21 protein-coding genes are annotated in these 20501 nt (G+C 51.7%); 13 read left to right on the plus strand and 8 right to left on the minus strand.

Annotation, left to right across the window (positions count from 1 at the left end; genetic code table 11):
* The first annotated feature begins 45 nt into the window (after nucleotides 1-45).
* From FN808_RS06640 to FN808_RS06665, 6 genes are all read left to right on the plus strand, one after another.
* The gene (locus FN808_RS06640) at nucleotides 46-1359 is read left to right on the plus strand and encodes an L-fuconate dehydratase (protein WP_142713785.1); all 1314 of its coding nucleotides are present in this window, start codon (nucleotides 46-48) and stop codon (nucleotides 1357-1359) included.
* Between the two features lie 19 nt (nucleotides 1360-1378).
* The gene (locus tag FN808_RS06645) at nucleotides 1379-2158 is read left to right on the plus strand and encodes an SDR family NAD(P)-dependent oxidoreductase (protein ID WP_142713786.1); all 780 of its coding nucleotides are present in this window, start codon (nucleotides 1379-1381) and stop codon (nucleotides 2156-2158) included.
* Nucleotides 2159-2272: 114 nt separating this feature from the next.
* Nucleotides 2273-3643, plus strand: coding sequence for an Nramp family divalent metal transporter (locus FN808_RS06650; protein WP_142713787.1), 1371 nt, complete (start codon nucleotides 2273-2275; stop codon nucleotides 3641-3643).
* Between the two features lie 111 nt (nucleotides 3644-3754).
* Nucleotides 3755-5065: an L-fucose:H+ symporter permease gene (gene fucP / locus FN808_RS06655; RefSeq protein ID WP_142713788.1), complete on the plus strand. Its 1311-nt coding sequence runs from the start codon at nucleotides 3755-3757 to the stop codon at nucleotides 5063-5065.
* A gap of 60 nt (nucleotides 5066-5125) precedes the next feature.
* Nucleotides 5126-5524 (plus strand): L-rhamnose mutarotase, encoded by a 399-nt coding sequence (locus tag FN808_RS06660; RefSeq protein WP_142713789.1) that lies wholly within the window; start codon nucleotides 5126-5128, stop codon nucleotides 5522-5524.
* A 161-nt stretch (nucleotides 5525-5685) separates the two neighbouring features.
* The gene (locus tag FN808_RS06665) at nucleotides 5686-6492 is read left to right on the plus strand and encodes an endonuclease/exonuclease/phosphatase family protein (RefSeq protein ID WP_221929950.1); all 807 of its coding nucleotides are present in this window, start codon (nucleotides 5686-5688) and stop codon (nucleotides 6490-6492) included.
* 58 nt (nucleotides 6493-6550) lie between these two features.
* Here FN808_RS06665 and FN808_RS06670 read toward each other — a convergent pair whose 3' ends face one another.
* The 6 genes from FN808_RS06670 to FN808_RS06695 form a co-directional block, all read right to left on the minus strand.
* The gene (locus tag FN808_RS06670) at nucleotides 6551-7501 is read right to left on the minus strand and encodes a DNA-3-methyladenine glycosylase family protein (RefSeq protein ID WP_142713790.1); all 951 of its coding nucleotides are present in this window, start codon (nucleotides 7499-7501) and stop codon (nucleotides 6551-6553) included.
* 17 nt (nucleotides 7502-7518) lie between these two features.
* A complete protein-coding gene (locus tag FN808_RS06675; protein WP_142713791.1) occupies nucleotides 7519-9237 on the minus strand; it encodes an ATP-dependent DNA ligase in 1719 nt (572 codons plus the stop codon).
* A 43-nt stretch (nucleotides 9238-9280) separates the two neighbouring features.
* The gene (locus FN808_RS06680; RefSeq protein WP_246068290.1) at nucleotides 9281-10246 is read right to left on the minus strand and encodes a hypothetical protein; all 966 of its coding nucleotides are present in this window, start codon (nucleotides 10244-10246) and stop codon (nucleotides 9281-9283) included.
* Nucleotides 10246-10674 carry a hypothetical protein gene (locus FN808_RS06685; protein WP_142713793.1) on the minus strand — a complete coding sequence of 143 codons (429 nt, stop codon included), beginning with the start codon at nucleotides 10672-10674 and terminating at the stop codon, nucleotides 10246-10248. Before FN808_RS06685 ends, FN808_RS06680 begins: the two co-directional genes overlap by 1 nt.
* Nucleotides 10675-10696: 22 nt before the next feature.
* Nucleotides 10697-11650, minus strand: coding sequence for a TerC family protein (locus FN808_RS06690; RefSeq protein ID WP_221929951.1), 954 nt, complete (start codon nucleotides 11648-11650; stop codon nucleotides 10697-10699).
* 196 nt (nucleotides 11651-11846) lie between these two features.
* Nucleotides 11847-12785 (minus strand): hydrogen peroxide-inducible genes activator, encoded by a 939-nt coding sequence (locus tag FN808_RS06695; protein WP_142713794.1) that lies wholly within the window; start codon nucleotides 12783-12785, stop codon nucleotides 11847-11849.
* Between the two features lie 175 nt (nucleotides 12786-12960).
* Here FN808_RS06695 and FN808_RS06700 point away from each other — a divergent pair, with 175 nt between their 5' ends.
* Genes FN808_RS06700 through FN808_RS18870 form a run of 3 tightly spaced genes read left to right on the plus strand, consistent with a single transcriptional unit; the run spans nucleotide 12961 to nucleotide 13917 of the window.
* Nucleotides 12961-13236, plus strand: coding sequence for an acylphosphatase (locus FN808_RS06700; protein ID WP_142713795.1), 276 nt, complete (start codon nucleotides 12961-12963; stop codon nucleotides 13234-13236).
* Nucleotides 13236-13772 (plus strand): RNA 2',3'-cyclic phosphodiesterase, encoded by a 537-nt coding sequence (gene thpR, locus FN808_RS06705; RefSeq protein WP_142713796.1) that lies wholly within the window; start codon nucleotides 13236-13238, stop codon nucleotides 13770-13772. Before FN808_RS06700 ends, thpR begins: the two co-directional genes overlap by 1 nt.
* Complete coding sequence (locus FN808_RS18870; protein WP_185958281.1) at nucleotides 13762-13917, plus strand: hypothetical protein; 156 nt, start codon at nucleotides 13762-13764, stop codon at nucleotides 13915-13917. Before thpR ends, FN808_RS18870 begins: the two co-directional genes overlap by 11 nt.
* On the opposite strand, the gene pruA is transcribed toward FN808_RS18870, so the two are convergent.
* Nucleotides 13899-15530: an L-glutamate gamma-semialdehyde dehydrogenase gene (gene pruA, locus FN808_RS06710; protein ID WP_142713797.1), complete on the minus strand. Its 1632-nt coding sequence runs from the start codon at nucleotides 15528-15530 to the stop codon at nucleotides 13899-13901. The genes FN808_RS18870 and pruA overlap by 19 nt on opposite strands.
* A gap of 102 nt (nucleotides 15531-15632) precedes the next feature.
* Nucleotides 15633-17000 (minus strand): protoporphyrinogen oxidase, encoded by a 1368-nt coding sequence (gene hemG / locus FN808_RS06715; RefSeq protein ID WP_142713798.1) that lies wholly within the window; start codon nucleotides 16998-17000, stop codon nucleotides 15633-15635.
* A 133-nt stretch (nucleotides 17001-17133) separates the two neighbouring features.
* Between hemG and FN808_RS06720 the strand changes: the two genes are divergently transcribed.
* The 4 genes from FN808_RS06720 to FN808_RS06735 are packed head-to-tail and all read left to right on the plus strand — an operon-like array spanning nucleotide 17134 to nucleotide 20500.
* A complete protein-coding gene (locus tag FN808_RS06720; protein WP_221929952.1) occupies nucleotides 17134-18198 on the plus strand; it encodes an iron ABC transporter substrate-binding protein in 1065 nt (354 codons plus the stop codon).
* 57 nt (nucleotides 18199-18255) lie between these two features.
* Complete coding sequence (locus tag FN808_RS06725; RefSeq protein WP_142713799.1) at nucleotides 18256-19377, plus strand: outer membrane beta-barrel protein; 1122 nt, start codon at nucleotides 18256-18258, stop codon at nucleotides 19375-19377.
* A 59-nt stretch (nucleotides 19378-19436) separates the two neighbouring features.
* Complete coding sequence (locus FN808_RS06730) at nucleotides 19437-20000, plus strand: FMN-binding protein (RefSeq protein ID WP_185958282.1); 564 nt, start codon at nucleotides 19437-19439, stop codon at nucleotides 19998-20000.
* On the plus strand, nucleotides 20000-20500 hold the full coding sequence (locus tag FN808_RS06735; protein ID WP_491523270.1) for an Aq_1264-related membrane protein: 501 nt from the start codon (nucleotides 20000-20002) through the stop codon (nucleotides 20498-20500). The genes FN808_RS06730 and FN808_RS06735 overlap by 1 nt, the downstream gene beginning before the upstream one ends.
* The last annotated feature ends 1 nt before the right edge of the window (nucleotide 20501 follow it).

Genomic DNA, 20501 nt, shown 5'->3' on the forward strand with positions numbered 1-20501 from the left:
CGATAGTTTGCGAAATGAATCCGGCCTTCATACTGGAGATGCCCTATGACGGACCTTGCGATAACTGAGATTGAAGTTAAAGATATCCGCTTTCCAACCAGTCAGAATCTGGACGGTTCGGATGCGATGAACCCCGATCCGGATTATTCGGCGGCCTATGTGATACTGAAGACCGGCAGCGAGCTGGAAGGCCATGGACTCACCTTTACCATAGGTCGGGGTAACGACCTGTGTGTGGAGGCCATCAGGCAGCTGGGGGACCATGTGCTCAATCGGCCGCTCGAGGATATCAAAAATAATTTTGGGGCCTTTTGGAGGCAGCTCGCGCGTGACAGCCAGCTGCGCTGGCTGGGGCCGGAAAAGGGGGTCATTCATCTGGCGATGGGCGCCCTGGTGAATGCGCTGTGGGATCTGTATGCCAAAATGGAAGGCAAGCCTCTGTGGAGGCTGCTGGCTGACATGTCTCCGGAGGAAATTGTGAATTGTATTGATTTCAGCTACATCACGGATGTTCTCACGCCGGATGAGGCCCTGCAAATACTTCGCCGCAGGGAGGCTGCTAAAGGAGAACGGATTAAGGAACTGATGGCCGATGGGTATCCCGCTTATACGACTTCCGCGGGATGGCTGGGCTATTCCGATGAAAAGATTCGCCGGTTATGCGCTGAAGCGGTGGAGGAAGGCTGGGGTGCCATGAAAATGAAGGTTGGCAGTGACCTGGACGATGACCTCCGGCGCGCAGCCCTTATCCGTGAGGAGATCGGCTGGGATCGAAAACTGATGATGGATGCCAACCAGAAGTGGGGAGTGGAGGAGGCCATCAGGAATATGGAGGCCCTTTCTGAATTTGATCCCTGGTGGATCGAAGAGCCGACGAGTCCCGACGATATTCTGGGGCATGCCCGTATTGCACAAGCAATAGCACCCGTACAGGTGGCCACCGGCGAACATGCTCAGAATCGTATTATCTTTAAACAGATGATGCAGGTTGAGGCACTGGATATTTGCCAGATTGACAGCTGCCGGGTGGGGGGCGTCAATGAGAACCTGGCGATTATGCTGATGGCCGCCAAGTTCGGGATCCCGGTGTGTCCGCATGCCGGTGGTGTTGGTCTGTGTGAATATGTGCAGCATCTTTCAATGTTCGATTATATTGCCATCAGCGGCACCACCGAAAATCGCATGATAGAATATGTGGACCATCTGCATGAACATTTCCTGCACCCGGTGGTGATAAGTGAGGGCTGTTACCAGGTACCGGAGCAGCCGGGCTTCAGTATCCAGATGAAAGAGGAAAGCCTGGAGAAGTACAGCTACCCCGGCGGCCCCCGGTGGCAACAAATTGCAAATCTTACTTAAACCAAAGAGTTGGAAAACCATGGATATTCGATTTGAAGGGAAAACGGCAGTCGTAACAGGTGGCGGCAGCGGCATCGGGCGTTCTATTGCCCTGCAGTTTGCCGAGTCCGGTGCCGAAGTGTGTATTGTGGATTATGATGAAGAGGCCGGCCAGTCGGTCACTGATGAGATTCGCGGCCGGGGACAGTCCTGCAGGTTCTATGCCTGTGATGTGAGTGACCAGCAAGAGGTTCACCAGGTCTTTGAAGAGATCGCCGGGGATCATTCCACCACAGATATTCTCATTAACAATGCCGGCATCGCACATGTGGGGAATCTGCAGCATACCAGCGAAGAGGATTTTGACCGCGTCTACGAAGTCAATGTCAAAGGGGTATACAACTGTATGCATGCGGTCATCGACCAGATGCTGGATCAGGGGGGCGGCGTGATTCTGAACCTGGCATCGGTGGTTTCGTCGGTGGGTATTGACGACCGGTTTGCCTATACCATGAGCAAGGGGGCCGTACTGACAATGACGCGATCGGTGGCCAAGGATTACATCAATGACAACATCCGGTGCAATTGTATCTCCCCGGCCCGGGTGCATACTCCCTTTGTCGATGGGTACCTGAAGGAAAATTACCCGGGACAGGAGAAGGAGATGTTTGAGAAGCTTTCGAAAACCCAGCCTATTGGCCGCATGGGACAGCCCGATGAAATCGCCTCCCTTGTTCTTTACCTGTGCTCCGACAAGGCAGCATTCATAACGGGCAGTGATTATCCTATTGACGGCGGTTTTATCAGGCTGAATACCTGATTCCGGATCAGGGATGGTTGCTGACTGTGGTGTTGGAAACCGGAAGGGAAAGAATATTGCAGGGAAGGATTGTATTGACAGACAAGCATAAGCATATGCAAGGAATGGGAATGTATGAAGGGAAAAAATAATCGGCCGGACAATCCCTATGTGTTAACGGAATCCGGCATAAAGGAACCTCCCGATACTTTTTGGGAGACTATCAGACATCTGGGGCCGGGTTTCATATTATCGGCTGCCATCGTCGGATCTGGCGAGTTGATCGCCACCACCACGCTGGGGGCCAGGGCCGGCTTTGTTACGTTCTGGGTGGTCATCCTGAGCTGCCTGGTAAAAGTGACGATCCAGCTGGAATTCGGAAAGCACGCCATCAGTACCGGCGAAACGGTGATGAGTGCTTTTAACAAGCTGCCGGGATGGACCTTCCGGGAGATCAGCTGGTCGGTCTGGGTCTGGCTTTTCATCCAGTTTTTTAAACTGCTGCAGGTTGGCGGAATCATCGGTGGAGTGGCAATTACCCTGAATATTGTTTTCCCTGCCGTTTCTGTGGTACTATGGACTGCACTGGTAACAGTAGCGGCCGCTCTGCTGGTGTATCGGGGGTACTATCGCTTTGTGGAACGGTTTTCGCTGCTTATGATCGCTTTTTTTACTGTTTTTACCTTTCTGTCGGTCTATTTTTTGCAGTTCACCGACTATGCTTTTACCTGGCAGGACATCGCCTCGGGCCTGGAGTTCAACCTGCCAGCGGCCATGGCGGGGGTGGCGATTGCAGCTTTTGGCATAACCGGGGTGGGGGGAGATGAAATTATGTATTACAACTATTGGTGTCTTGAGAAAGGGTATGCCGCCTATACGGGACCGGCTGTAAATACGGAAGAATGGCGAGAGCGTGCCAGGGGATGGATCCGGGTCATGTACTGGGACGCCATTCTGTCTATGGTCGTCTACACGCTGGTCACGGCTGCTTTTTATGTGCTCGGGGCGGCGGTACTGCATACCCAGAACCAGGTGCCCCAGGGATACCAGATGATTGAAACGCTCTCGGGCATGTATACCCAGACCATGGGAAGCGGTGCCCGCAATGTGTTTCTGCTGTGTGCAGGCATTGTGCTGTTTTCGACGCTCTTTTCGGCCCTGGCAAGCTGGACACGTATTTTTGCCGACGCCTTTGGTCAGCTGGGGTTCTTTGATTTTTATAATTCCGATGAACGGGAACGGACGATCTCCATTCTGGCGTGGGTGTTCCCGATCTTGTGGGCGCTGCTGTTTCTGTTTTTACAGCTGCCTGTTACCATGGTCATTGTAGGAGGGTTTTTTACTTCCATTCTGCTGCTGGTGGTAGTGTTTGCCGCTGTCCATTTCAGGTATGTGCGCCTGGACCGGCACCTTCGGCCCGGCAAATTGTACGACGTTGCGTTCTGGCTGAGTATTCTGGCAATTATCCTGGCCGGTGTTTACGGGGTGATTAAATTTTTCTGGTGAATCCGGTATGGGAAGGAAGTGAGGTTTTGCACCGTTTCACTTCCCGCTGGGAGAACGGGGATGTTACCGGATGGTAATCGATAACAAATACAACAGAACTTATATCGATATATGTCTGAAAATAAATCAACACGGGGTGGAAGCGCAGAATCAGACGGTATCAGGGCGCCGCTGTTACCGTTTATACTGATTACAAGCCTCTTTTTTATGTGGGGACTGGCAAATAACCTGACGGATACCCTGCTGGCCGCTTTCAAGCGGATTATGAGTATGTCGGACTTCCAGACCTCATGGATTCAGATTGCGTTTTATGGCGCCTATTTTTGTCTTGCCCTGCCCGCCGCCGTTTTTATCAAACGCTTCACCTATAAGTCGGGGGTATTACTGGGGCTGGGAATGTATGTGGTTGGCGCCATGATGTTTTATCCCTCGAGCATAACCATGCAATACGGATTCTTCCTGGGCTCTTTGTACGTACTGGCCGGCGGACTGGCTGTCCTGGAGACGTCCTGTAACCCCTACATTATCGCGATGGGGGAGGAAGCCAGCGGGACCCGGCGGTTAAACCTGGCGCAGTCGTTTAACCCGATCGGTTCTATTTCGGGAGTGGTCATCAGCAAGTTTTACATCCTGTCGCAGCTGAATGTGACCGGGGCTGAGGAGCGGGCAGCGATGTCGGCTTCGGAACTTCAGGCAATTCAAAAAGCCGAGCTGGATGCCGTCATGGGGCCCTATGTTGCCCTTGGATTCGTGCTTCTGACCATTTGGATCACTATTGCGGCCGTCCCTATGCCCAGGGCATCCACGGAGTCTGCGACCGTCGATTTACGGGCAACCATCAAGAGGCTGCTTAAGAAAAAGAATTACGTGGGAGGGGTTGTGGCCCAGTTCTTTTATGTGGGAGCACAAATTTGTGTCTGGTCGTTTACCATTCGATACGTTATGGAGGAGCTTGATCTGACGGAGTCGGGGGCTTCGAACTACTATATTGCAGCACTGATTGTTTTTACCCTGTTCCGGTTTATCAATACCTACCTGATGAAATATATCCGTCCCACAAACTTATTGATGGGATCGGCTTTGCTCGGCAGTTTATGTACCTTCGTGGTTATTGCCGGAAGCGGCTACGTAGGGGTGATTGCCCTGGTGGCCATTTCCGGCTTTATGTCGCTGATGTTTCCAACCATCTTTGGATTGGCTTCGGAAGGGCTCGGAGAAGATACCAAGATCGGCAGTTCAGGCCTGATTATGGCCATCGGCGGCGGGGCGCTGCTGCCCGCTCTGCAGGGGGTGCTCTCCGATGCAACCGGAAGTATCCATATTTCCTTCTGGATTCCGCTCCTTTGTTTCCTGGTTGTTGCATTCTATGGTTTTATAAGCAGGCAATACAGCCTGACCCCGGCGAAAGTGCAGGGAAAATGACCACAGGTCCAGCCGTCTGATACTATTGAACTTTCTTTTAACTTATAACTGATAACAATAATGAGTCACCAGTTCAAGCGTTACTGCAAGACGTTAACCCTGAAAGATGATCCAGAGCTGATTGAAAAATACAAGGCAGCACATGCCCGTGAAAATTTCTGGCCGGAAATTACCCGCGGAATGAAAGAAGTGGGGATCCTGGATATGGAGCTCTACCTGTTGGGCAATCGGCTGTTCATGATCATGGATACCGTCCCCGATTTTGATCATGAGAAAGGGATGGAGGCCCTGGCTCAGAAACCACGCCAGGGTGAGTGGGAAAGCTTTGTCTCCCAATTCCAGCAGGCGGGGAAAGACAATTCAGCCGGGGACAAATGGCGGCTTATGGAACGGATCTATGAAATGGAGCAGCAGCAGGAATATGCACCGGAGGAGGGACAGCTCAAGGAATGCCCGTGAAATCACTCTTCTCCGGGAGGGAAGGTTCCCTGGTGTGGATTGCCGGCCATCCACGGTGATTTTTAAATAAATTACTGGCACATTAGCTTTGAAATCGTTTTTATAAACAGCACCCGTCCAGGGTAATATTGCGTTTGATAATCGATAAATAGAGGAACAGGATGAGAATAACAGTAATTGTTGGAATGATAGGGCTGGGGATCCTCTCGTGGAGCCCGCTTTGTGCACAGGATACCCTGACCGTGATGAGTTACAATATTTATCATGGCGAACAGCCCTATAATGAGGGACAGAACAATCTGCAGGAGGTTGCTGACCTTATCAAGGAGATTCAGCCGGATTTTGTGGCGCTGCAGGAAGTGGATGAGATGACTGAACGGGTGGCCGCCCTCAACCAGGGACAGCCGTTTAGTCTGGCGGACAGCCTGGCCGCATTGACCGGGATGCATGGCTATTTTGGCAAGGCGATTGATTATGCGGGTGGGGGATACGGCGAGGGGCTGCTGTCTAAGGTTCCCCTGGAGACACAAAAGATAATGCTGCCCGTCCCGAAGGGAGGGGAAGACCGGGCCTTGTTGTTTGCGAAGGTGCAGACCTCCTCGGGGCATCACCTCATTGTGGGCGGCACCCATCTGGGGCACCAGTTTTCCGAGAACCGGCTGGCTCAGGTAGTACGGATCAATGACTATTTTTCGGATATGGATGTGCCCATCCTTCTCGGGGGTGATTTCAATTTTACACCGGAATCCGAATCATACAGAACAATGCAGGAGCAGTGGATTGATGCCGCCCTTTTGTCCGGCGTGGAGCCGGGGCCGACCATTTCTTATGAAAATCCTCAAAAGCGGATTGACTATATATTTTTGTCCAGGGAGTTTGATTGGGAGGTGCTGGATTACCGGACGATCAAGGTGGGATACTCTGATCACATGCCGGTAGTAGCCACCATAGTTATGCATGCCCGATGATAGGTGAGGGTCCAAGGGTTGGGCAAGGCCGGAATGAAGACGGTTGCAGGTGACAAGACTATTCAGCCTGCTGTTCCTTTTCTTTTTCGCGCAGTACCCAGTTCACAAAAAGGAACTCAAGGGCAGCCGCCTCGTAGCCGTCCCACTTGGAGGTCATTTGCTGGAACTCTTCTTCCGTGGTCGTATCGGGCTCTTCTCCATAGCTGCTGATAATCCACCGGCGGTGTCCTTTTTCTTTTCCTTTGCTCTTGTGACTGGGAAAAATAGCATCGGTCCTGTTTCTAAAGAGCATAAGCTGTTGGGCAGAGGTCGGACCTATGCCGCGTACTTCGGTAATGGTGTCGTAAAAAGTCTGGGGATCACATTGTTCCAGCATGTCGAGATCCTGTTTGCCAGAGAGCAGATCTTCGGCAAAACCGATGATAAACTCCCCCTTGCGCCTGGTCGGTCCCAGCTTGCGGATACTCATCGGGTCAGCCTTCACCAGCTGATGGGGATGGGGCCAGGAGGGGATGTTTTTGCCGCCGGCCGTTAGCAGGGAGCCGTAATTTTTACGCACCTCATATACCATTTTCCTGGCGGTGGGCTTGTGTGAGAGGCGCATTTGTATGATGCGGTTGATGGCATCTTCAAACAGGTTGGCGCGTGCCATGCGTTTAAGACCGTACAGTTCTGTGAGCCTGGGACCCAGAACGGGGTCAGAGGCCGCCTGCTCATAGAACGGGCGCAGATCAAGGTCCGTACCCAGAATGCGGCTCAGGCTTTTGTTGGCCTGCTCGATTTCGGATTTGTCGAGCGATTCCGGGCTTTCGAAATGAAATTCCGGCTGCTCCGTATCTCCATTGAAAAAGGTAGTTACCAGTACATCACGATTTCCGACGGATATGGGGCGGGTGAACCCATCTTCGAACATCTGTTCGGGATTGTGTTCGTGGTCAAAATACTGGTCGATGTCAAGGCATAGAAACCAGTCGTGGGGCGGGATGGATGTAAGCGTCCAGCTGCTCATGGGATATTGATTGGTTGTTAGTTGCTGTTTTGGTATACAAAAGATGGCGTGCTGTGCTGTCCCAGCTGATGGCCTTCAAGATTGTCGAGATAAAGCTGTTCAACTCTTTCCAAAGAATCGGTATCGGAGGGGGCAAGTTCCCACCGGATGGTGCTAAAGCGGGGCTTGTACAACACATAATTGGCTTTCGTCCGCTTGTTTACCTGAATATCATCATATTCCAGCTCTACCACAATCTTGGGAAGGAGTCCCAGGGTTGGCCCGTATTTTTCAACAGCATATTCCTTGACCTTACGGTTGAGACGGCTTCGAACCTTTCGGGCAAGGTTGCCTCGCGCTTTTCCGATCGGGATGAACTCCTCTTCGTAGCGATCATCGGTGTCTACACGAATACCCAGGGTGAAGGCGGAATAGGTACGGCCTCGTTTCCGCCTGTCGGTATGAGCATACATAATCACAGCCTGCAGGGATGCGGGAGGCTTTTCCATCTTAAGCCAGGAAGCGTCGCGCTGGCCGTATTTATAGGAACTGTCTTTTCTTTTCAGGATCAGCCCCTCGTTTCCGCGGGCCAGCGCCTGGTCGTAAAGTGGTTTTATTTGGTGCCTGCTGGGTATGTTAAACTGGTTGGTGATGGGAAAGGCGTACCGGGCAGCCCGGCGTTCCAGGAGCTTGCGGCGTTCGGAGAAGGGAAGATTCAGGGTCAGTTTTTGATGGTCAAAGAGGATGTCGAAAGCGATAAACAGGACCGGGTATTTCTCTGTTATATCGGGATTGGAGCCTTTGCTCTTCAGTCGCTTTTGGATCAGGGAAAAAGGCAGCAGCTTGTTATTGCGGAAGCTGCAGAGTTCACCGTCGAGCACCGTGCCGGGGAGGCCCAGGGAAACAAAGAACTGTACGACATCCGGGAAACGCTGGGTGATGTCGCCGTGGTCTGGAGAATACAGCCGTACCTGGCTGCTCTTGATGTGAACCTGTGTGCGAAGTCCGTTGAACTTTTCTTCAGCTACAAAGTTCGAGGAATCAAACTCCGAATGGGCTTGGAAGGGGGAGGGAAACATGAGGTCGAGGGGAGTGAAGGGCGAGAATGTGGCCTCTTCAATGCGGCCATTCTTGCAAAGGATGGCTGTCCGCCCCCAGCTGCCGGTAATCATGCGGGTATAGTGCACCCTGCCGGCGGGCAGGTCAAAGGCACAGGCCAGGGCTTCGGTCATATCCTCTGAACCGAAATGAATTGGAAGGGGATGCGACTGCATGATCCGGATAAAATATTTAATTTCAAGCGGTGTCATAGAAGCCCAGCTTTCCCGCAGGATTTGCTGTTTCCCGCGGCGGGACGACTGCTGGTAGAGCATTTCGTAGCGCGACTGTATCTCGGGGAGTGTCAGGGAGGCGGGATTCCGCTTGCGGCGGGCATCCTCAATATTGGCCATGAGTTTTTCAATGGCCTCAACCGCATCGCCCAGGGCCTTTTTGCAGGGTTTGAATACCTTTTCGTAGTCAATGTTGCAAAAAGCTGCCGCACAGGTCGAGTAGGTGCGGCTTCCCACAGACAGCCGGGTTCCCGAAGAGGCCGGGAAAGGGCCTTCTGTGAGAAACTGGGCTGAGAGTTCGAGGTCGCGATCGGTCTGCAGGGATCCAAGATAGGCGGAACACAGCAGGATTTTATCACGCCGGTAAGGGGCATCGTCCATGTTTTGGACGGTCTCCGCAAGTTCAAGGAAAGGGGTTGAAGCCATGGTGGATCAGGTTGGTTGTATCAGCCTTGAAAATTACACAATTCTACTCCAAAAGCCGTGAATCAATATTTAGCTCGTCCAGGTAGTGCCGGACGACGTCAGCATTGGGCGTATGGGTGATATGAACCATCTTCGGATGCAGCTCCCGGCACAGGTTGATAAGTTCAAAAAAGTCCAGATGGTCGGATAACGGGATCCGCCTGTTGATTGATCCTCGGCCCCGGCCTCTTGATCCGGCAGCCCACCCCGAGCAGTATGCAATGCGTTGGGCTCGTATATGAGGTGACAACTTATGCCTGAGGGTGCGATGGGTGGCGATGAGGATTTTTTCACTGAAGTTGGTCTGGTCGTATGGTTCATAACGGCCCAGCTCAAAGCCCGCATCTTCATAGACGCTGCAAAACTGAAAACAGTCGTCAGAAATCTGGACCGTCCGGTTGAGGGGAGCCAGCATATACATGACTTCCTGGGCTTTTCCAAGGTCATAGGCTAAAAAGACAGGCGTATATCCCTCTTCAAGCGAAGAGGAGGCAAAGGTCCGAACATCATCGGCCAGGCTGCTGTGCGGGGCCCACCGGTAGATGGGGAGTGCAAACGTAGCTTCAGTGATAAAATGATCAATGTTTCGGCTGGGCAATTCGAATCCCTCGGATGCGGGGGAGGGGGGCGTACGGTAATCGCCGGTGTAAAGTACCGAACCGTTATCACTTTCCACAAAAGCCATCGCCGACCCCAGGATATGTCCCGCCGGGTAGAGCGTTATCCGGGCGCGATCGGTTTCCAGGGGCGCCCCGTACGCCAGCACGTCGGCGGTCCCTTCGAATCCCCGCTTCCGCATCAGCTTATAGGTCGGTTCGGTGCAGTAAACGTGGCTTTCCTTGCTGCGGGGCATGTGGTCGGCATGAGCGTGGGAAATAAAGGTATGCCCCTCTGGGGTGCCGCTGCAGTCAAACTCAAGGTTAAGATCCGGTAGCAAAATCCCCTGGGATCCCGCTTTTACAATGTTCATCAGCCTGTGGCTCGGTTAACAACTAAATACGCTAACAGGAATATAGCAAAGCCGACTGACATCATTATGGCACCACCCTTCCGGATCGTTTTAGCCAGTGATTCCGGGTTATGGCGGATGAGCATCCGGCTTTGTTTCCAGCGCACCAGCTGCGCTCCGGCAATATACAGCAGGATCAGGCTCCAGACGGTAAACAGCAGTTCGACCCACGAAAAAGGGAAAAAGGAGAGTGCAAGACCAGGGAGCGTAAAAAGGATCAGGTATTTGAGAATACGAATAAGAATAACGGGCGGTTTCTCCCGCTCGGCATAAACCATCAGGCGGCCGGCGATCTTGTCAGGGCGAAAGGTGAAGAAGGCCCCGCTCACCAGGAGCAGCAAGCCCAATATGCTGTAGTAGACCAGGAACCATTGGGTGGCAAAAGGCATAGGCAAACGTAATTGACTGAGCTTAGGGGCTCGTTTTTTCGGGACTTCCTTCGACAAGTTCCTCATCCTCCTGTGGATACAGGATGGAGGCTACGATGGAAATAGTCAGCGAAGCGGCCACAAATCCCAGCGCATAGGGCGTAGGGATATGGTAAAACTCCTCGATCAGCATCTTGACCCCGACAAAGATGAGAATAAGCGACAAGCCGTAATGCAGGTAATGAAACAGCCGCATGATGCCCGAAACAGCAAAATAAAGAGCACGCAGCCCCAGGATGGCAAAGGCATTGGAGCTGTATACGATAAACTCGTCGCGTGTGATTGCCAGGATGGCGGGGATGGAGTCCAGGGCAAAAACGAGGTCTGTAGTTTCAATGACAATGAGAACGATAAACAGCGGTGTCGCCACCAGTTTCCCCATCCTGCGCACGAAAAACTGGGATCCGTAATAATCCTTGATGGTGGGAATAAACCGCCGCACCAGTATCAAAACCGGATTGCGGTTGGGATGTACTTCCTTATCTTTTTCGAAAGCTAGTTTAATGCCGGTGAAAACCAGGAAGGCGCCGAAAATGTAGATGATCCAGTGGAACCGCTCGAGAAGGGCCACCCCGGTGAAGATGAACAGCAGGCGCATCACCAGTGCGCCGAAGATCCCCCAGAATAGGACTTTATGCTGGTATTTAGCGGGGACTTTGAAGTAGGAAAAGACCAGGAGGAAAACGAAGATGTTGTCAACACTCAGCGACTTTTCAATGAGGTAGCCCGTATAGTAGTCCAGGGCGGTCTGAGATCCCATGAAGTAATAGACCCCCACACCGAAGACAAGTGCCATGGCGATCCAGACGCCCGTCCAGATCAATGCCTCCTTGATCCCCTCCTCTTGATCTTTTTTGTGGAAGACGACCAGGTCGATGATCAGCATCGACACAATAAAAACGTTGAAAATGCCCCAAAGTAAAAAGGAATGATCCACGAAAACGGTTTTTATAATTGAAGAATAAGCCCCAAAATTATGGAAGCATTTATAGAATTACTAAGTATTTTTAAGGGTTCAGCAGCGTGCTCCGTAGATCGGGGATGAATAGTGATTTTTGTACAGCTTTAATCCAGCCGCAGGTTTCACGGCAGCGGCCGGACCCGCTGACCATGAAACAGCTAAGTGATGCCGGCTATTCCACCAGCACCCCGTCCTCTTTCTGTTTCAGCTCAGGGGGAATAGCTTCCAGGATTTCCTTTTTAAAGGCCTGGATGATATTTTGCTTCAGGTACTCGCGGCCATAAATCATGCGAACCTTGCGCTGCGGCACCGGTTCCTCGAAATACCGGATGTGCGCTTTGGCGCACTGCTCGTTGATCTGGTTTTTGGCCAGGTAGGGCAACAGGGTCATTCCGAAATTTTGTTCCACCAGCTGTTTTAACGTTTCCAGGTTGCCGCTTTCAAACTCAATGTCGGGATCCTCCAGCTTATTTTTCCTGAATTTCTTGCACAGCTTTACAGTCTGATCACGGAAGCAGTGCCCTTCATTCAGCAGCCAGAGATTGGTCACATCAAGATCATCGACTGTGAGGGTCTCTTTTTCAGCCAGGGGATGGGTTTCGGATATGTAACCTATAAAGGGCTCATAATACAGATCCTCCTCAAAGATATTGCCCCGCTCCACGGGGGTGGCAATAATACCGATATCCAGGTAGTCGTCATCAAGCAGGTCGAGGAGTTCCTCTGTGACGACTTCTTCAAAAACAAGGCGGACATCAGGATAGCGCTCTTTGAAATTTCGGAGAAAGAGCGGCAGAAGGTAGGGAGCTATGGTCGGAATAATTCCAATGCGGAAGGTTCCCCGGAGCTTTTCATCGCTCAGGGAGGCCAGGTCTTCAATATGTTTGGCCTGCTTGAGAATGATTTGAGCTTCGGCAACGATTTTTTCACCAATTTCAGTGGGAACCACAGGCGATTTTGACCGGTCAAATATGGTAATGCCCAGCTCGTCCTCGAGCTTGTGGATTTGCATGCTCAAGGTGGGCTGGGTGACATAGGATTTTTCTGCGGCGGTAGCGAAATGACGGTAGCGATCCACGGCTACAATGTAGGACAATTGCGTGAGTGTCATCGAAAAATAAGGTCTTAGCGGTATAAAAGTTCAATTTGCATAGGTGAATTATACAAACTTTATGGTTATAAATTGTTGAAAGTTAGATATTTCCTCATAGATTGGTACCTTTGACGCTAACGCGATATAATGGTTATACTTTTAGATCAACAGAGATAAACAGGAGACAATTGATATGCAACAAGCGCACATATTTGTAGAAGGTCGAGTACAAGGGGTCGGCTTTCGTCATTTTGCAAAAGTTAATGCCGAGGAGATAGGCGTCTTCGGATGGGTTAAAAACCTTCCGGACGGACGTGTAGAGGCTGTTTTTGCCGGACCCATGGATCATATTCGCGAAATGGTCAACCGATGTGAGAGCGGCCCCGGGGCCAGCAGGGTTGATAACATCGATGTTGAGGTGGAAGAAGCGGACGAGGGATATGATACCTTTGAAGTCCGTTATCACTGATGCGACTGTTTATCGCCATCCCGTTGCCGGAGGATGTTCGGCAGCAGCTGGCAGCTTTGAGGGGGCCCATCGACGGGGTTCGGTGGCAGTCCGGGCATCAAATGCACCTGACGCTTAAATTCCTGGGTGATACCAGTGAAAGGGATCTGCCGCCGCTTATTGAGCAATTAAATGGTATTCATCAACAGGCATTCAAGCTGGTGATTAAGGGATTCGGCTGCTTTCCAAGGAGAGGGCGTCCCAAAGTATTATGGGCGGGTGTCTCAAAATCAACAAAACTGCGTAAGCTCCAGCGCCGTGTGGAAGAAACAACTATTGCCGCCGGATTTCAGGCTGAGAACCGTCCCTATGTACCACATATTACCATTGGACGGACCAGGGGCGGTAATAAAAGAGAGGTCATGTCATTTATTAACCAGCACAAAAAGCTGATGATTCCCGGCGTACCGGTAAGTGAGTTCGTGCTCTATGAGAGCAGGCTTAATGCCGGGGGAGCCACTCATGAACAAATAAAACGGTTCCCGCTTGGCACGTAACACAATCCGCCGGACCACCAGTGAACAGGTACCCGAAGGGGTTGGGAAGGATGAGAGGGACAGAAACCGGGAGATAACACCATCTTGGGAGGGGGTTATCCCCGATATCGCCCGTTCCACTTTGCATCACTCCTCGCGCATGTAGGGATAGGTCCAGTCTTTTGCCGGTACGGTTGTTTCTTTGATAGAACGCATCGACATCCAGCGCATCAGGTTGGCTGCACTTCCGGCTTTGTCGTTTGTGCCTGATTTTCGGGCTCCCCCAAAAGGCTGCTGGTTGACGATTGCAGCCGTCGGCTTGTCATTGATATAGAAATTGCCGGCGGCCTGTCGCAGTTTGTCGGACATTTTTTTGAGCACATACCGGTCGCGGGCGAAAATAGCTCCTGTTAGTCCGTATGGAGAGGTTGTATCACAGAGTTGCAGCGTTTCCTCGAACTGATCGTCCTCATAGACATAGACGGTCAGAACCGGTCCGAAGATCTCCTCTTCCATGGTCTTGAAATGGGGATCGCGGGCCAGCACCAGCGTTGGTTCGATGAAGTACCCTTCAGAATCATCGTAGTTGCCGCCGAACAGGATCTCGCCGTCATCCGACTCCTGAACATAGTCGATGTAGGAGGTAATAGTATTGAAAGCCTTCTGGTCAATAACAGCTCCCATGAAGTTGCTGAAATCTTCCACATCGCCGTATTTCACCTTTTGTACTTCCTCCAGGAACTTCTCGCGGAACGAGCCCCAGATGGATTCCGGGATGTACATTCGGGAGGCGGCCGAACATTTTTGTCCCTGGTACTCATAGGCGGCCCGGATGGCGGCTACCACCAGCGCATCGACGTCGGCGGATTCATGCGCAAAGATGAAATCCTTTCCACCGGTTTCTCCCACTATGCGGGGATAAGTGTTGTAAGTTTCAATGTTGTCAGCAATGCTTTTCCACAGATGCTGGAAGGTGCCCGTTGAGCCGGTAAAGTGCAGCCCGGCCAGATGCTCACTTTCAACGACAGGGTTCCCGACATCGGCACCGTTGCCCGGCAGGAAGTTGATGACGCCTTCCGGCATTCCGGCCTCGTGGAGAACCTTCATGATGAAATAGCTGGAGTAAATTGAAGAGGTTGCCGGTTTCCACAGGGAAACGTTTCCACAGAGGGCGGGGGCCAGCGGCAGGTTCCCGGCAATAGCCGTGAAGTTGAAAGGAGTGACAGCGAAAATAAAGCCTTCGAGTGGGCGGTACTCCATGCGGTTCCACATTCCGTCGGGCGAGTAGGGCTGTTCCCGGTAAAGCTGCTGCAAGTAGTAGGCATTAAACCGCAGGAAATCGGCCAGTTCGCCGACGGCCTCAATTTCAGATTGGTGAGGGGTCTTGGACTGTCCCAGCATGGTCGCCGCATTCATGGTGTAACGGTAGGGACCCGTAATGAGGTCAGCGGCTTTCAGAAATATCGAGGCCCGTTCTTCCCACGGCAGATCGGCCCATTCCCGGCGGGCTTGCTGGGAAGCCTCAATAGCCATTTCTACTTCTTTCTCACCGCACAGGTGGACGCTGCCCAGGGTATGCTGGTGGTTATGGGGCATCACCACATCCTGCTGGTGGTCGGTTTTAATCTTTTGGCCGCCGATAATAGCCGGAATCTCAATTTCCTGGCCCTTCAGGCGGTCAATTTCTTCGCGGAGTTTCTTGCGTTCGGGAGTACCCGGGGCATAAGAATTATAGGATTCGTTTTCCGGTTCCCGAATTTCAAAAAAAGCATTAGCCATAATATTCGGATCGTTTTTTCAGTGGTTGTCACTACCTGTTCGTTGTATAATCAGCTCGTAAGGTACTAATTTTTTCGTGGAAAATAGAGCCCTCCCACCGAACTATTGGGAGCCTGCTGATTGCAGCAGGCGTGCTGCCCTGTCGGCGGTGGCAAATCCCGAGGAGATACAGTCCGGAACGGAGACGCCGTGGCGGTAATTTCCATTCAGCAAAAGGCCCGGATGCGTATTTTCAATCGTATCCATGGTTGCGAGATGCCGGTCGAATCCCACTTCGTACTGGGGTATGGCGCGTTTCCAGAAGGTGTGATGAATAAACACAGGGTCTTCCCGGATTCCCAATAGCTCATTCAGTTCAGGAAGAAGCAGTTCCAGCAGTTCTTCCCGGGATTTATGGGCCAGTCCGGGCTGTCGGGCACCGCCGATGAAGCAGGTAATCAGATGGTGCCCGCGGGGGGCGCGATCGGGAAAAAGGGTAGAGGAGAAGAGCATGCCGAGCGCACGGCGCTTTTCAACCTTTGGGATGAGCATCCCGAATCCATTGAGCGGGTGCTCGACCTGCTGTTTGCTGAACCCCAAAGCCAGTACGCTCAAGGGGACATAGGGAATATCCGAAAGCTGATTGAAATGGTCGGATGCAAAAATAGAGGGAAGCGCATGGACCGGAAGTGCCAAAACAAGCAGCTCATGGTCGGTCTGGAATGGCTGGCCCGCCCTGCGACCGCTGATTTGCCATCGGCCACGATGCTGCCGGGCCGATCTGATTTCGCAGGAAGTCTGTACCGGCTCAGTCAATGTTTGGGCCAGGGTCTTGGGGAGTACCTGGTTGCCGTTGGTAAAAGAGATGAGCGCTTTTCTGACGGACTTCCCGGTTCTTTCTTTCTGGAAGGCTCCTTTCAACAGGGAGCCGTATTGTTGTTCAAGCTTCCAGAGCGTGGAAAAGGTATGCTTCATGGAAAGCTTCCGTGGATCGCCCGCATAAACCCCCGAGACAAAGGGATTGACCCCGTAATCCAGGGGCTGTTTGCCCAGTCGACGCTGTATGAAGGAGGCAATGGATTCGTCATCGCCTTTGGCTGGAGCCACAAACGGTTCCTTAAGCAGACGAAGTTTGGCCCCGGCTGAAAGCAGAGGGGTTGTCAGAAAACGGCCCGGGGAGGAGGGCAGGGCCACCGGCCGCCCCTCCTTGAGGATAAAGCGCCGTTTGGCCTGGCTGTTGGCTTCGATAATATCATCCTCCAGGCCGAGCTCCTCCAGCAATTCCCATACCTCCTGCGATTTGACCATCAGCGTATTGGGCCCTTCTTCAACCAGCCAGCCATCTTTTTGGCTCGTCCGTATAGCTCCCCCGACGTTCCCGCTCTTTTCATAAACGGTGGCTGTAATGCCCTTTTTTTGTAGAATATAGGCTGTCGTAAGGCCTGAGATGCCGGCGCCAATTACTCCAACAGGTGATTTTTTTTTGGTCATTGTGTAATAAATTCGATACTTTCCCTCCCTTAATTAGAATTGGTCTAATTAAGCGTTATGGATAATCATGCTGCGAGCGTTACGTGCTGCACAGCATACGGTTTAAATATAAATGACAAGTGAAGATTTGTTTATGAAAACAATTAAAAAGGTTTCAAGGTTAACAGCGGCTGTGGCCGCTGTGTTACTACTGGTATCGTGCTCCGAACCTGCTACTGATCAGCTGGTAATATATTCGGGAAGAAGCCAGGCGCTGGTGGATCAGCTGGTTACCGATTTCAAACAGCAGACAGGTATTGATGTGGAGGTGCGTTACGGCAACGATGCGGAGCTGCTTGCCGTAATGAATGAGGAGGGGGGGCAAAGTCCCGCCGATCTGTACTGGGCGAATACGATGGGAGCCATGGCCATTGCATCGAAACAGAATCTTCTCAAGCCGCTTCCCGATTCCCTGCTCAATAAACCGGCCGCTTTTAAATCCTCATCCGACGAATGGATTCCGGTTACAGTGCGATACCGGGTGCTTGCCTATAATGCCAATAATGTCGACTCAACCCAGCTGCCCACCTCAGTGATGGATCTTCCGGGCATGTCGGAGTTTGAGGGGCGGGTTGGATGGACACCCACCTATTCCAGTTTTTACGATTTTCTTACGACCGTGCGCCTCACCCAGGGCGATGAAGAGGCCAGGCGCTGGCTGCTTGGCATGATGCAGCTGGATCCGAAGAGCTATAGCTCAAATACCCCCATGGTCCAGGCTATTGCCGCCGGAGAAATTGATATCGCCCTGACCAACCACTACTATATTCTCCGGTTGAAATATGGTGGAGGCGAGGGAGAGTATGAAGATCATGAACACTATGGAGAGGCCGAACCGAATGCGAATGCTCCGATTAAAACGTATCACTTTGAAGAGGGAGATCTGGGAAATCTGGCCTTGGTTACGGGGGCTGCCGAACTGCAGACCTCACAGGATTCCGAAGCGGCTCAGAAATTCCTTGGTTTTCTGCTCTCCAGGCAGGCTCAGGAGTATGCAGCAGAGTCTGTACATGAATATCCGGTTATCGATGGCGTAACACTTCCCGACTACATGCTGAATCTGGAACGCGCCTTTAAGCTGAGTCCGGAATACGATTATGAAAAGCTGCAGCAACTCGAAGGAACACTGAACCTGCTGCGGGAAGTAGGGGTCATCTAAAGAACTATTTTACAATTATATATCATTAACTCAAACAGAAACAACAGCTTCATAACAATGCGCTTTACTAAACTATTAAGTCTTACATTTTCATTTACTTTCTTGCTGTCCATGGCGGCCTTTGCCCAGCAAAATCAGGGTGCAACTATTGGTGGTTACGGAGAGCTCCACTACAACGATGTAACCTATAATGCCAACGGTGATCAGACACCGGGCGAATTCGATTTTCACCGGTTCATCCTCTATGCAGGGTATAACTTTAATGAGTGGATTACCTTCCGGTCCGAATTGGAAGTAGAACATACCTATGTCAAGGACGGGCATGGAGAGGTCGCCCTTGAGCAGGCCTATATTGATATGCGTTACCAGCCGGCGCTCGGCGTTCGTGCGGGTATCATGCTGGTTCCCATGGGCATAGTTAATCCTGTTCACGAGCCGCCCACATTCAATGGAGTAGAGCGTCCCAACGTAGAGAAATACATCATCCCTTCCACCTGGAGAGAAGCCGGGGCCGGAATCTACGGAAAATCAAGATCCGGACTGAGTTATGAATTGTACCTGATGGCCGGCCTGGACGCCTCCGGTATAACCGGGAACGAGGGCATCCGGGATGCCCGTCAGAAGGCGTTTGAAGCCTCCACCGACAACTGGGCCGTTGCCGGACGACTGGATTACCGCGCGAACCTGAACCTGACGGTGGGTACCTCGTATTTCTTCTCTGATTTGTCTACCGATGCCACCTACGGTGATGCCATGGATGGAGTGAATATGCATATGATCGACGGTCATGCCATCTACACCAACCGCGGCTTTGAGGCACGCGGGTTATTTGTCTACAGTCAAACGGCCAATGTGGAGGATCTGAACGCGACCTTCGGAAATGCGGCCGGCGAAAGCCAGTACGGTGGGTACCTCGAGCTGGCCTATGACCTGCTGCGGCTGAGCGATGCAGAAACAGAGCAGCAGCTCAACCTCTTTGGCCGCGGTGAGGTGTACGATACGCAGGCCTCAACCGTTACGATACCGGACAACCCTGAGAATGAACGCTATGAGTATACTTTCGGCTTAACATACAAGCCCGCTCCGCAAGTGGCTTTCAAGGCCGACTACCAGCTGTTGAAATCTGAAGGGATCAAGGATATTCAGCAGTTCAACCTTGGCGTCGGATATAATTTCTAAAAAATCAGTATCACCAAAGGGGAGGAATGATTAAATTTCTCCCCTTCATTTATGTTGGTATGAAAAGAATTTGGCTATATATAACAGTCTTTGCCGTTCTCCTGCTGGCGGGCCCACGCTACCTTGCAGCTCAGGTAGATCCCGGTCAAATAAACAGCAAACTGATTGCCAGGTCGGTACAGGCTGTACTGGGTACCGATCAGGAGGTGAATTGGCGGAAAGTGACGGTCCCGAAGGAAGTCCGCCCAAAAATGAAAAGCCGACTGAAAGCCAAGTCTACTATCCCCGATACGCTTTTCATCGGCACGGTGCCGGAAGGTGATGTCACTCAGTATATTCTGCCGGATATTGCTCCGAGCCGGTCAGAAAAATTTTCCTATTTGCTTTATTTTAATGAAGAAAGGGAAGTTACAGGGGTCGACGTGCTGGAGTACCGGGAGAATTACGGTTATGAAATTGATTATTCGTATTTTCGTGATCAGTTCAAGGGAAAAAGCAATCCTGAGAAGATTGTCTTTGGACGAACCATTCAGAATATCAGTGGGGCAACGATCTCGGCACGTTCCCTGACCAATTCGGTTCACGACTTAATGTCAATAATAAAAGATATTGAATTGCCGTGATGGAATCACTGCCCCCTTTGCAAAACTGGCCGGCACCTGTCAGAAAATTGATTTTCACTTTTGTGCTGGTTTCATTTATTGGAGTGGTTGTCGGCGGAGTGATGATTGAAGTGACGACCCACCTGACCCCCACCGGGGTTGTGGAACAGTACAAGGGAATCAGCAAGAGCAAAATCGATACCGCCGATGAGCTGAAGTTCCCGAAACCGGCCAAGGAGATGTTAATCACAACCCACAATCATATTCTGGGGCTTTCGTCCCTCTTTCTGATTGTGGGACTGCTTTACCTGGCAACCGGCAGAGATTCCTGGCTTCAGATCTCCATAGCGGTAGAGCCACTGATCTCCCTCATTGTTACTTTCGGGGGCTTGTGGGTCATGCGCTACCTGTGGTCGCCCTTTGTATATGTGGTCATCCTGAGTGGCACCCTGATGGTTGGGACCTATGCCTGGATGAGCCTGGTGGTAATGAAATCTTGTCTATCAAAACAGAATAATTGAC

Origin of the sequence: Fodinibius sediminis (assembly GCF_900182555.1) — a bacterium.
GTDB lineage: Bacteria > Bacteroidota > Rhodothermia > Balneolales > Balneolaceae > Fodinibius > Fodinibius sediminis.

Excerpts from the sequence above, each read along its gene's own strand:
- FN808_RS06640 (WP_142713785.1), top strand. The coding sequence starts at position 46 with ATGACGGACCTTGCGATAACTGAGATTGAAGTTAAAGATATCCGCTTT.
- FN808_RS06645 (WP_142713786.1), top strand. The coding sequence starts at position 1,379 with ATGGATATTCGATTTGAAGGGAAAACGGCAGTCGTAACAGGTGGCGGC.
- FN808_RS06650 (WP_142713787.1), top strand. The coding sequence starts at position 2,273 with ATGAAGGGAAAAAATAATCGGCCGGACAATCCCTATGTGTTAACGGAA.
- fucP (WP_142713788.1), top strand. The coding sequence starts at position 3,755 with ATGTCTGAAAATAAATCAACACGGGGTGGAAGCGCAGAATCAGACGGT.
- FN808_RS06660 (WP_142713789.1), top strand. The coding sequence starts at position 5,126 with ATGAGTCACCAGTTCAAGCGTTACTGCAAGACGTTAACCCTGAAAGAT.
- FN808_RS06665 (WP_221929950.1), top strand. The coding sequence starts at position 5,686 with ATGAGAATAACAGTAATTGTTGGAATGATAGGGCTGGGGATCCTCTCG.
- FN808_RS06670 (WP_142713790.1), bottom strand. The coding sequence starts at position 7,501 with ATGAGCAGCTGGACGCTTACATCCATCCCGCCCCACGACTGGTTTCTA.
- FN808_RS06675 (WP_142713791.1), bottom strand. The coding sequence starts at position 9,237 with ATGGCTTCAACCCCTTTCCTTGAACTTGCGGAGACCGTCCAAAACATG.
- FN808_RS06680 (WP_246068290.1), bottom strand. The coding sequence starts at position 10,246 with ATGAACATTGTAAAAGCGGGATCCCAGGGGATTTTGCTACCGGATCTT.
- FN808_RS06685 (WP_142713793.1), bottom strand. The coding sequence starts at position 10,674 with ATGCCTTTTGCCACCCAATGGTTCCTGGTCTACTACAGCATATTGGGC.
- FN808_RS06695 (WP_142713794.1), bottom strand. The coding sequence starts at position 12,785 with ATGACACTCACGCAATTGTCCTACATTGTAGCCGTGGATCGCTACCGT.
- FN808_RS06700 (WP_142713795.1), top strand. The coding sequence starts at position 12,961 with ATGCAACAAGCGCACATATTTGTAGAAGGTCGAGTACAAGGGGTCGGC.
- thpR (WP_142713796.1), top strand. The coding sequence starts at position 13,236 with ATGCGACTGTTTATCGCCATCCCGTTGCCGGAGGATGTTCGGCAGCAG.
- pruA (WP_142713797.1), bottom strand. The coding sequence starts at position 15,530 with ATGGCTAATGCTTTTTTTGAAATTCGGGAACCGGAAAACGAATCCTAT.
- hemG (WP_142713798.1), bottom strand. The coding sequence starts at position 17,000 with ATGACCAAAAAAAAATCACCTGTTGGAGTAATTGGCGCCGGCATCTCA.
- FN808_RS06720 (WP_221929952.1), top strand. The coding sequence starts at position 17,134 with ATGAAAACAATTAAAAAGGTTTCAAGGTTAACAGCGGCTGTGGCCGCT.
- FN808_RS06725 (WP_142713799.1), top strand. The coding sequence starts at position 18,256 with ATGCGCTTTACTAAACTATTAAGTCTTACATTTTCATTTACTTTCTTG.
- FN808_RS06730 (WP_185958282.1), top strand. The coding sequence starts at position 19,437 with ATGAAAAGAATTTGGCTATATATAACAGTCTTTGCCGTTCTCCTGCTG.
- FN808_RS06735 (WP_491523270.1), top strand. The coding sequence starts at position 20,000 with ATGGAATCACTGCCCCCTTTGCAAAACTGGCCGGCACCTGTCAGAAAA.